At 66.6% G+C, this 9,949-nt stretch carries 8 protein-coding genes and 2 pseudogenes; 5 read left to right on the forward strand and 5 right to left on the reverse strand.

The genetic code is table 11. The annotated features are described in order from the left end of the window. Positions 1-137: 137 nt before the first annotated feature. Together ACIOMQ_RS41130 and ACIOMQ_RS41135 are read right to left on the reverse strand one after the other, a co-directional pair. The gene (locus tag ACIOMQ_RS41130) at positions 138-854 is read right to left on the reverse strand and encodes a class I SAM-dependent methyltransferase (protein WP_402192833.1); all 717 of its coding nucleotides are present in this window, start codon (positions 852-854) and stop codon (positions 138-140) included. A gap of 26 nt (positions 855-880) precedes the next feature. Continuing rightward, positions 881-1,102 carry a hypothetical protein gene (locus ACIOMQ_RS41135; protein ID WP_401942835.1) on the reverse strand — a complete coding sequence of 74 codons (222 nt, stop codon included), beginning with the start codon at positions 1,100-1,102 and terminating at the stop codon, positions 881-883. On the opposite strand from ACIOMQ_RS41135, the pseudogene ACIOMQ_RS41140 reads away from it, so the two are divergent. Beyond that, positions 1,095-2,288: pseudogene (locus tag ACIOMQ_RS41140) on the forward strand (tyrosine-type recombinase/integrase); the annotation flags it as partial. The gene ACIOMQ_RS41135 and the pseudogene ACIOMQ_RS41140 sit on opposite strands and share 8 nt — an antisense overlap. A 462-nt stretch (positions 2,289-2,750) precedes the next feature. On the opposite strand, the gene ACIOMQ_RS41145 reads toward ACIOMQ_RS41140, so the two are convergent. Together ACIOMQ_RS41145 and ACIOMQ_RS41150 are read right to left on the reverse strand one after the other, a co-directional pair. Next, entirely contained in the window at positions 2,751-3,764 is a 1,014-nt protein-coding gene (locus ACIOMQ_RS41145; protein WP_402192835.1) for a Hint domain-containing protein, read from the reverse strand. 207 nt (positions 3,765-3,971) lie between these two features. Beyond that, entirely contained in the window at positions 3,972-4,430 is a 459-nt protein-coding gene (locus ACIOMQ_RS41150) for an SUKH-3 domain-containing protein (RefSeq protein ID WP_402192837.1), read from the reverse strand. Between the two features lie 443 nt (positions 4,431-4,873). Between ACIOMQ_RS41150 and ACIOMQ_RS41155 the strand changes: the two genes are divergently transcribed. From ACIOMQ_RS41155 to ACIOMQ_RS41170, 4 genes and pseudogenes are all read left to right on the forward strand, one after another. Further along, complete coding sequence (locus ACIOMQ_RS41155; RefSeq protein WP_401986963.1) at positions 4,874-5,089, forward strand: hypothetical protein; 216 nt, start codon at positions 4,874-4,876, stop codon at positions 5,087-5,089. A 151-nt stretch (positions 5,090-5,240) separates the two neighbouring features. Next, the gene (locus tag ACIOMQ_RS41160; RefSeq protein ID WP_402192839.1) at positions 5,241-6,686 is read left to right on the forward strand and encodes a replication initiator; all 1,446 of its coding nucleotides are present in this window, start codon (positions 5,241-5,243) and stop codon (positions 6,684-6,686) included. Next, the gene (locus ACIOMQ_RS41165; protein ID WP_381824380.1) at positions 6,686-6,913 is read left to right on the forward strand and encodes a helix-turn-helix domain-containing protein; all 228 of its coding nucleotides are present in this window, start codon (positions 6,686-6,688) and stop codon (positions 6,911-6,913) included. Before ACIOMQ_RS41160 ends, ACIOMQ_RS41165 begins: the two co-directional genes overlap by 1 nt. Further along, positions 6,913-8,209, forward strand: a pseudogene (locus ACIOMQ_RS41170) (tyrosine-type recombinase/integrase). The gene ACIOMQ_RS41165 and the pseudogene ACIOMQ_RS41170 overlap by 1 nt, the downstream one beginning before the upstream one ends. An 84-nt stretch (positions 8,210-8,293) precedes the next feature. Here the strand turns inward: ACIOMQ_RS41170 and ACIOMQ_RS41175 are convergent. Next, positions 8,294-8,866: a hypothetical protein gene (locus ACIOMQ_RS41175; protein ID WP_402192843.1), complete on the reverse strand. Its 573-nt coding sequence runs from the start codon at positions 8,864-8,866 to the stop codon at positions 8,294-8,296. Positions 8,867-9,949 lie beyond the last annotated feature (1,083 nt).

Raw genomic sequence — 9,949 nt, forward strand, 5'->3', positions numbered from 1 at the left:
GAAACTCCGCTGCAGCACCACCCGGATCACCGCTGTCGTCCGTGCCGTCGTCGCCCTCGAACTCGCCACCTGATCAAGATGAAAAAGGCTCACTGCCGTCAGAAGTTCGGGGGCGGGCACTGGTTCCGCCCAGCCGCTCAGTCACGGGTGTACCGGGCCACCGTGTAGGCGGTTGGGCCGGTGAGCCCTGCGCCTGTGCCGTCGGCCATGTCCAGGACCTCGAAGCCGGCGTCCTCCACGTAGCGCTCCAGCTCGCGGGGGAATAGGACACGCCTGCGGATCTCGTCCTGGGCCTCGTCGCCCGAGGGGAGCACCCAGTGCCTGTGCATGGTGTTGATCTGGGTCCGCAAGTCCCACTCATGTCGGATGGTGACCGTCGCGGTTCCCCTCGGGGTGTCCACCGTGGCGACAGTGGGCTCAGTCTGGGTGATCGGGGCGACAGGGGAGCACAGCACCAGCAGCGCGCCCGGCCGGGCATGGGCCGCGAAGGTGGTGAAGACCTGGCTGATCTCCTCGCTGTCGTGCACGTAGGCCAGGCTGTTGCCCATGCAGGTCACCACGTCCATGCGCTTACCGAGTCGTGCGGTGCGCATGTCCCCGGTGCGGATGTCCAGCCCCGGCCGGACCTGGTGAGCGTGGTCGACCATGCCGGGCTGGAAATCCACGCCGATGCACTCGAAACGCTTGGCCAGGATTTCCAGATCCCGCCCGGTTCCGCATCCGAAGTCGATCAGCGTCCGGGCATCCGGCCGGTGCAGCTCGATCAGGGTCTGGCACATCTCGGCGCTCATGCTGTCGGACTGGACCGCGTCGTAAAGTGCCGGATCGCGGTACAGGAGGTTTGTGGCTTCCACGTGCTCGGCTTCCGTGTTGGGGCTGGTCACATGAGGCTTCGCAGTCCGACCTCCAGGGCGAGCACATCGCACAGCAAGTCAGGGACGACCAAGGCGGCGTCGGCATCCTTGCGCGCCTGGGCGAGAGCCTTCCCGTCAACGTAGCCGAGGTCCACCAGGACTGATTCCTTCAGCATGTCGTCCAACACGGGCAGGCCGTAGGAACGCAGCCCTTTCTCCAGGACGGCCAGGAAGTTCTCCGGCAACACCCGTCGCCGCGTCCGCGTCTACGGCACCACCCGCAAAGACGCACTGGCCAAACTCACCGAGAAGATCGCCGCCAGCAACCGCGGCCTCCCCGTCCCCTCCGCACAGGGCAGCGTGGCCGCGTACCTGACCTACTGGCTGGAGAACGTCGCCGTCCACCACCTCCGCGAGAACACCCACACCCGCTACACCGCCTGCGTCAACCGGTACCTGATCCCCGGCCTGGGCAAGAAGAAGCTCGCCAAGCTCACCGCCAAAGACGTCCGTACCTGGCTCAACCAGCTCCGCACCACCTGCCAGTGCTGCGCACACGGCATCGACACGGCCCGTGTTGAGCCCCGTTGCTGTGCCGCCGGGCAGTGCTGCCGCAAGCTGCTGTCGCCGCTGACGCTGACCTACATCCACTCGGTGCTCAAGTCTGCCCTGGAGCACGCCGTGCGCGAGGAGGAGATCACGCGCAACGTCGCCCGCAACGTCCGCACCGGCACCCAACGGCCCCGACGCTTCGAACCCCTCACCGCCGACGAAGCCCGCCAGCTCCTCACCACCGCCCAGGCCCACCGGCTGCACGCCCTGTTCGAACTCGCCCTCCACACCGGACTCCGCAAGGGCGAACTCCTCGGACTGCACTGGGAAGACCTCGACCTCGACACGGGCACCGCCGCAATCCGCCGAACCCTCCAGCGCACCAGCACAGGCGGGCTCACCACGCTCCCCACCAAGACGCGCGCCTCCGAGCGCCGCATCGCCCTCCCCACCCGCTGCCTCCACTCACTGAAGCTCCACCGCGAACGGCAGCAGCGCGAGCGCGAGGCCGCGGTCACCACGTGGCAGCACGACGGGCACGTGTTCACCACGGTGCAGGGCAGACCGATCGACCCGACCAACCTCACCCGCACGTTCAACACACTCCTCCGCCGCGCCGGCCTCCGCCGAATCCGCTTCCACGACCTCCGCCACTCGACCGCCACCCTCCTCGTGGAGCAGGGCGTCGAACTCGTCGTGATCAAGGAACTCCTCGGCCACGCCCACATCGGCGTCACCGCCACCGTCTACGCCCACGTGCGACTCCGCCTCCAGCGCGACGCCATCGACACCCTCAGCGCCGCCCTCGAGGGCCCGACAGATGCCGAGGCAGCCAGGATCGATGGCGAGGAACCGCTAACCTGCGCTGCTCTCGTCCGTTGACGTTGCCGTCAACTACTGCCGTCACCCCACGCAGAAGCCCCGCCAGGAGTCACCTGGCGGGGCTTCTATTTGCTCGTGTTACAGCGTGATCGGCGCTCTACTACCGCGTCCAGACGATGCTTTGCGGCAGCACGCCGTCCTCCCATAGCCGATCGAGCCTAGCGAAGAACCTGGGCAGGCTCGTGTCGAACTGTTCCCACGCTGCCGGGTCCAACTCCCGCCATGGATCCGAGATGATCAGACCGGGCGGCAGAGGGCCGGTTGAGCCAGACATCTTGCGGCAAGCAGCACACCATGTGTAGCTGATCACAGCAGGACGATCCGCGTGTTGCGTATTTCTGAGGTAGGTGCGAACCGAAACTTCTCCGCACGAAGGGCAAAGCCACTCTGACTGATCCCGGAGGAAATTTCGCTCTCGCCCGAGAGCCTCGATTTCCGAGGGCGTGAAGCGCGTTACCTGAATCATGAACCCGTCCTTCGCCTGAAAACGCCGAGCATAGCTTGCCCGAATGTCTCCGCAGCGGACTCTGTTCCACCCATTGAGCCTGGCCAAGTGGCGTACATCCGGTGATGGTAGGTCTCGTGGAAGATCGTGGCTACAGCCGTATCCATATCGGCCAGTCCCATATTGGAGATCTGGATTACCGGACGTCCTCGCGGACCCAGGTTCGGCATTCCATTACCGTCGTGAGGGCTGTTCGCGTAAGCAGGTAGGCCATCTCCGGCGGTGCGAATCTCTGGCACGTGCACGATGTCGTACTGGGAAACGCTCATGTCAGCCCTGCCCAGCGCCATTTTCACCTGCTTGATGCTAACGGCAGCGCCGTTCTTCCCTCCAGGAGCACTCTGAGGGTCTACATTGCAGTTGTGAACGAGTACCGGTGTGGCCCCCGCCAGCACATAGTACGTGTGGAGGCCGTCGATGCTGAGGTCGTATGTCGTGCGGTGTGCGGTGTAGGCCTTGGCGTCGAGCACCACGGTGGGTCCGCCGGAGGCGTTCTGGAGTTTCTGGCCGGCCTTGAGGTCGGAGGCCTGGGTCCAGGCGTCCTTCGTGGACTCGTAGAACTGGTGGTGCTTGGTGGTCTGGATCGTCTTCGGGCCCGACTTGGTGTCGACGACGACGTCGACGTAGTTACGGTCGGTCTTGGTGACGATGACCGCCTTGACCTTGTGCTTCTCCTTCTTCTTCTTACCGGGCTCGGCCGTCAGGACGTAGTCCCCGACCTTGACCTGGGAGATCGGTTTGGTGGTGTGGTCGGCCATCAGGACGGTCGTGGTGCCGGTGAAGCTGTGCGGGACACCGGGGACCCGGCAGCCACCGGGCCGGGGCGAGGACGGCTGCCCGTCCGGTTCGGGCTGTGTGGTCGACTTCCGGCCGAACCTGCTGGCCGCCGCGCCGAACACGCCACCGGTGACCGCGCCCACCGCGGTGGCTTTCGCCGCGCCGCTGGCGCTGCAGCCTTCCTCGCTGGTCACGCAGGACACGCCGTAGCCGACCGCGCCTTCCGCCGCGCCGCCCGCCGCGCGGGCACGCCAGGCACTCGGCTCCGGTCAGCCCTGGAAGCTGAGCTGCGGCGCCCGCCGTCCCACTCCTTGCCGTGTCACAACGAGAGCACGGGCCGCCGAAATCCCCGGCAGCCCGTGCTCATATCGAGGTCACCCCTGGAGGGCAACGTATGGCGATCAGAAGAAGGTCTTGTCCCATGTGCTGGAGACAAATGCCTTCACCGCTGCCTCGAAGCCGTTTCCGACCCGCTGCATTCCGGCGTCACCGACGAATACGATGTCGCCGTTCTCCACCAGCAGCACATTTTCCTCGGTCTCCATGGCGATGCCGATCGGCACCGCTTGCATGCCCAGCCGTCGAGAGTAGCTACGGACATTGGACGGATAGACTTCCATCGCTTCCTCGACCGAGATAGCGAGAACCAGTTCCTCACCCGTATCGGGCGCCGTCCAGCCGACGGCGATTTCACCGTAGTTCTCCAGGAATTCCCTAAGAGTTCCGGTGACCTCGTATCCGGCTTCCGTATAGGCAGCGCAAGCCGCCTCCACGTCCACCTCACCGAACTCAACCCGCTCAACCCCGGCCAGCAAAGCCTTGAGAGCTTCACGCTCCGGCCGTTCTGTCTCGCCGCTCATCCCGTCATGACCTCTTCTGACAAACCCCGGCACCCATGTTGCACAGTTGGGGCACATCTTGAATCTTTACCCTTTTGATTGACGGTCACGATGTCCAGATTCTTCGGGTCGGCGCCGTCGTTGATTGCATTGGTGCACATGCGGGCCTCGGCGCACACCCCGGGGGGCCTGCCGCTCTCCAGCTGCGACTTGGCTGGCAGGGCATCGGTCACCGCCTTGGCATGACCCGTCTCCGGGCCGCTGTCTCCTGAATAGACCCTACCGGTGGTCCGGTCGCGGCCTACGCTACGGCCGCACACCGGGAGGACACCACCGCAACCATCACCCCCGCACCCCTCGCTGAGCCGGTGCCTACCTCGGCGCCCGCTCCCGAAACGGCGGCCCCGGCCCCTGAGCCGGTCCCCGCCTCGACGCCTACGCCGCCTCCAGCCGCAGTGCCTACCGTGCTCAAGGTCCCCGCCCCCACCCCGGCCCCGGCCGTCACCACGGCGCCTGCCACCGTCTCCCGACCGGTCCTCCCCGCCGCACTGCTGAGTGCGGCCCGGCGCATCGCGGACACCCACCACGCCGAACACGGAACACCGGTCACCGCCGCCCAGCTGGCAACGCGCATGGGCGTCGCCCTGCCGGTGGCCACCGCCGCGCTCGCTCAACTCTGAGCCTCCCCGGCCGCCGGCCGGAGGACCTCACCTGAACCCAACGCCCGCCAATGGGCCCGGTTCGTCATGCCCCGAGCAGCACCAACACGCCCCCTCGCTGGCTGGTTGCTGCTCGGGGCTACCCACCCCGACAGAAGGGACACGCCCCGACATGGTCACCCTGGACCTGCGCCACGTGGCAAGCCCCGCCGTGCGGGACCTGCTCCACCTGGTCAACCTGCCCGACTTCGACCGTGCACAGCAGCAGATCGAACGCCTCGGCGGCTGCACCGAACCCGTCCGCCTGACCGGCCACTCCACCAACGTCAACACCACGACCGGTGAGGCACTGCGCTCCTACACCACGTCCGACGAACCCACCGGAAGCCTGCTCACCGCATGCGGCAACCGACGCTCCTCCCGCTGCCCGGCCTGCTCCCGCATCTACGCCGCCGACACCTACCACCTCATCCGCGCCGGCCTGACCGGCGGCAAGACCGTCCCCGACACCGTCCGCACCCACCCCCGCGTGTTCACCACCCTCACCGCCCCGTCCTTCGGCCCCGCCCACAACCGCCCCACCAACACCGACGGCGGCCCCCGACCCTGCCGCTGCCGCAAGCTCCACGAACCCACTGACGCACTGCTCGGTACCCCTCTGAACCCCACGACCTACGACTACGCGGGCGCGGTCCTTTTCAACGCCCACGCATCCGCTTTGTGGGCACGCTTCACGATCTACATGCGCCGCGAGATCGCCGCCCGGCTCGGCCTCACCCAGAAGGCCGCCCGCGCCGTCCTGCGGGCCTCCTTCGCCAAGGTCGCCGAGTACCAGAAACGCGGTCTGGTCCATTTCCACGCCGTCATCCGGCTCGACGGCCCCAACGGCAGCACCCAGCCCCCACCGCCGTCCGCCACCGTCACCCTGCTCACCGACTCCATCCGGGCTGCCGCCGCCCGCGTACGCGTAACCGTCGTGTCGGACGCGATCGGGGAACGCGAACTCGCCTGGGGAGAACAGCTCGACGTACGCGAGATCGCCGCCTTCGGCACCGGCTCCGAACTGACCGACCAGGCCGTCGCCGCCTACGTGGCCAAGTACGCCACCAAGTCCGCAGACGCCGCCGGCACCCTCGACCGCGCCCTGTACTGCCGCCCCTGCCAGGGGCGCGGCGCCACCCTCCTGCCGCACGGAACCCCGATCCCCTGCACCGCGTGCGACGGCACCGGGCAGGCCCGGCCCCTGCCTCGCCTGGCCGTCGCCCGCCACGTGCGGCAGATGATCCGCACCTGCTGGGAGCTCGGCAAGCTGCCGGAGTTCGCCGACCTCAAGCTCTGGAAGTGGGCGCACATGCTCGGCTTCCGAGGCCACTTCTCCACCAAGTCCCGCGCCTACTCGACCACCCTCGGCGCGCTGCGCGCCGCCCGCCGCGCCTGGCGCGCCGAACAGGTCCGCGTCCACGCCGGCCTGCCCGAGCCCGACCCGGCCAGCACGCTCGTCGTCGGCCATTGGGCCTACCTCGGCACCGGCTACAGCCTCGGCGCCGGACTCCTCGCAGCCGCTGTCTGGCACCGCAGGGAACTGGAACGGCAGTTCGTAGCGGAAGAGGGCTGCTGATGACCTCGTACCAGCCCACCGCGCCCCATCAGGCGCCGAGTGCGTCGCAGGAGCTGCTGACCGTGCCCCAGGTCATGGCCCGCCTCCAGCTCGGCCGTTCAGCCGTCTACGACCTGCTCCGGACCCAGCAGCTTGCCTCGATCACCCTGGGCCGCGCCCGCCGCATCCCCACGCACGCCCTCACCGACTTCATCCGTACCCGCCTCGACCAGGAAGCCGCCGCCTGATGACCACACCCCGCGACGCCACTCCCTCCCGCCGCGTCCGCGCCAACGGCGACGGGACCGTCTACCAGCGCAAAGACGGACGCTGGGAAGCCGCCGGCTACGTCCTCGCCCCGGGCAACACCCGCAAGCGCATCCGCGTCTACGGCACCACCCGCAAAGACGCACTGGCCAAGCTCACCGAGAAGATCGCAACCAGCAACCGCGGCGTCCCCGTTCCCTCCGCGCAGGGCAGCGTCAGCGCGTACCTGATGTACTGGCTGGAGACGGTCGCCGTCCATCAGCTCCGGGAGAACACCCACACCCGATACACCGCCTGCGTCAACCAGCACCTCGTCCCCGGCCTGGGCAAGAAGAAGCTCGCCAAGCTCACCGCCAAACACGTCCGCACCTGGCTCAACCAGCTCCGAACCACCTGCCAGTGCTGCGCCCGCAGCATCGACGCTCACCGCGATCAGCCTCGCTGCTGCGCCGCTGGGACGTGCTGCTCCAAGCGGCTCTCACCGCTGACCCTGGCGTACATCCACTCCGTACTCAAGTCCGCTCTGGAGCACGCCGTCCGCGAGGAGGAGATCACGCGGAATGTCGCCCGCAACGTCCGTACGGGTACGCCGCGCCCTTGTCGGTTCGAACCGCTCACGGCAGATGAAGCTCGGCAGTTCCTCGCTGCTGCCCGCAATGACGGCCTGTTCGTGCTGTACGAACTCGCCCTCCGCACCGGCCTCCGCAAGGGCGAACTCCTCGGCCTTCAGTGGGGAGACGTCGACCTCAGTGCCGGCACTGCCAGCGTCCGACGTACCCTCCAGCGCCCCCAGACCGGCGGACTGACCACCCTGCCCACCAAAACCCGCGCATCCGAACGGCGCATCGCCCTCCCCAGCGAGTGCATCAACTCGTTGGAAGAACACCGTAAGGGCCAGGAAGGAGAGCGTGAGGCGGCAGCGGGGGGCTGGAATGAGAGCAGGCTCGTCTTCACCACACTGGCAGGGGGGGCCGATCGATCCGGCGAACCTCAATCGTGGCTTCCGTTCCCTCCTCGATCGGGCAGGTATCCGCCGCATCCGCTTCCACGACCTACGACACTCCACCGCCACCCTCCTCCTAGAGCAAGGCGTCGAACTCGTTGTGATCAAAGAACTCCTCGGCCACGCCCACATTGGCGTCACCGCCACCGTCTACGCTCACGTCCGGCTCCGCCTCCAGCGCGACGCCATCGACCTCCTCGGCCGCACACTCCACAACCCCAACCGGCCTGACGACGGTGACGACCCACCGCTTAGCGCACCGGCCGTCCGCTGACGTTGCCGTCAACTACTGCCGTCAAGCACGACAGGAGCCCCACCGAGAATGTGCCTCGGTGGGGCTCCTGAATTACTTTCCGGCTCAGCGCGTAAATCGACTCTGAATCGCCAGTAGACGCTCGCGACTAACGGTTCGGTCACCCTCCTTCAATCGCGAGATCAGGTCAGGGCTCAAAGCATCCAAGGGGGGCGTGGAAGCTGTGCGCCGCTGAAGTTCCGCCTCCTCGGCGAAGAGTGCTGCACCTGGAAGGTTCTGATCCAATTGCCCCATCGCCGTCAGGCATGAATGTGCACACTTGAGTGCATCTTCAACGTCGCCACTGGAGCGATAGAGGGCCGCGTACCGCATCGCCAGCACCGAGTAGAAGGAATAGATACCTGCTACGTCGATGATCTCCTCGTCGGAAGGTTCGAGCTCCCGGAAACCCTCCAGAGACTCCACCGAAGCGCGGAACGAATCTGCCGGGACTTCAGTATCCCAAAGATTCTCCAGGAGCTGGACAACGACATCGGAGTCACTATTCCGCGCGGGATCGGTTCCGCACAACCCCGTGAACACCTGCGCCATCCGCTCCGCGCAGCCAGCCACGAAGGTTGCAACCTGTGTCTGCGACTGCCCCCGAAGGGTCGCCGCAACAGCCTCGTCGACTACCACTCAAAGCTCCTCTGGCGAGTTGTAGTTTTACCACTTCCCGGGTACACCTCACCCATCATCTTACCGCCAGTGCCCCGGATGAGCGGCGCACACCTACCCAGGCAGACATTACGGGAAGTCCCTCCCGAAATAGGAGTCCATCTCATTTCATTAATGAAGAGCAGGGCATTCTGTTCTGCGTGAGTGCCTGGGATGTTGTCGGCGACGATCTCACCCTTGCCGATGGCGGACATCTGCGCGGGGGTCAAGCCATCACCAGATCCGGCAACGACATTGATATGACCGTGCGGAGTGTCCGCCTTGATTACAGCCACCGTGCTCACGTTCTTGCGAATGAATTCGTCCGGCTCGGCGGCATGAATTTCACTCGCCCGTGCCGAGAGATTGCAATTGTGGACGAGGACCGGTGTGGCGCCCGCGAGCACATAGTACGTGTGCGTGCCCGAAGGCCGTCACCTGCATTCTTGCTGGTCAGCGAATTCCGGCCGGTCCGTCGCAGTGCGTGGAAGTGCCCTGTTGTACGCCCGTGTTGCCGTCGGCGTTGCCGTCAGACGGCTACGTGTGTGAGGTCGGGCCGGTGTCCTGTTCGGGTTGGGGTCGGGCATGGCCAGGGGGCCGTACGCTGGCCGGCAACTCGGGCAGGCTGTGATCCTGCCCGGAATTTGAACGAGTGGCCTCCTGGCCTTGCCCGACTCGGGCCCCGAGCCGAACAGGTGGGTAAAGCCCACGGAACCGACCGGCCCCACCCGCGAGTGGCGCATCAGCCGACTCCCCGCCGCTGTCTCGCCGTCGGCCTCGCGCTCGTCATGCGGACGCGTCCCGGCTTCTCCGTGCTTCCGGAAACGCAGCGCTATTCCGCGCGCGACCCGCGCCAGCGGGTCGCCTTGAAGACGTAGAAAAGTTTGAACACATCTCGCCTCGGCGGTATGCCTTGGCAGTCGTCCGCTGACGTTGCCGTCAAACGACGCAGAGCCCTCATCGACACCACTGAGCCTTTTTCATCTTGATCAGGTGGCGAGTTCGAGGGCGACGACGGCACGGACGACAGCGGTGATCCGGGTGGTGCTGCAGCGGAGTTTCCGC

Source organism: Streptomyces sp. NPDC087845 (genome assembly GCF_044742755.1).
Classification (GTDB): Bacteria; Actinomycetota; Actinomycetes; order Streptomycetales; family Streptomycetaceae; genus Streptomyces.

Coding starts and splice junctions, on each gene's coding strand:
- ACIOMQ_RS41150 (WP_402192837.1), bottom strand. CDS start 4,430: ATGAGCGGCGAGACAGAACGGCCGGAGCGTGAAGCTCTCAAGGCTTTG.
- ACIOMQ_RS41160 (WP_402192839.1), top strand. CDS start 5,241: ATGGTCACCCTGGACCTGCGCCACGTGGCAAGCCCCGCCGTGCGGGAC.
- ACIOMQ_RS41165 (WP_381824380.1), top strand. CDS start 6,686: ATGACCTCGTACCAGCCCACCGCGCCCCATCAGGCGCCGAGTGCGTCG.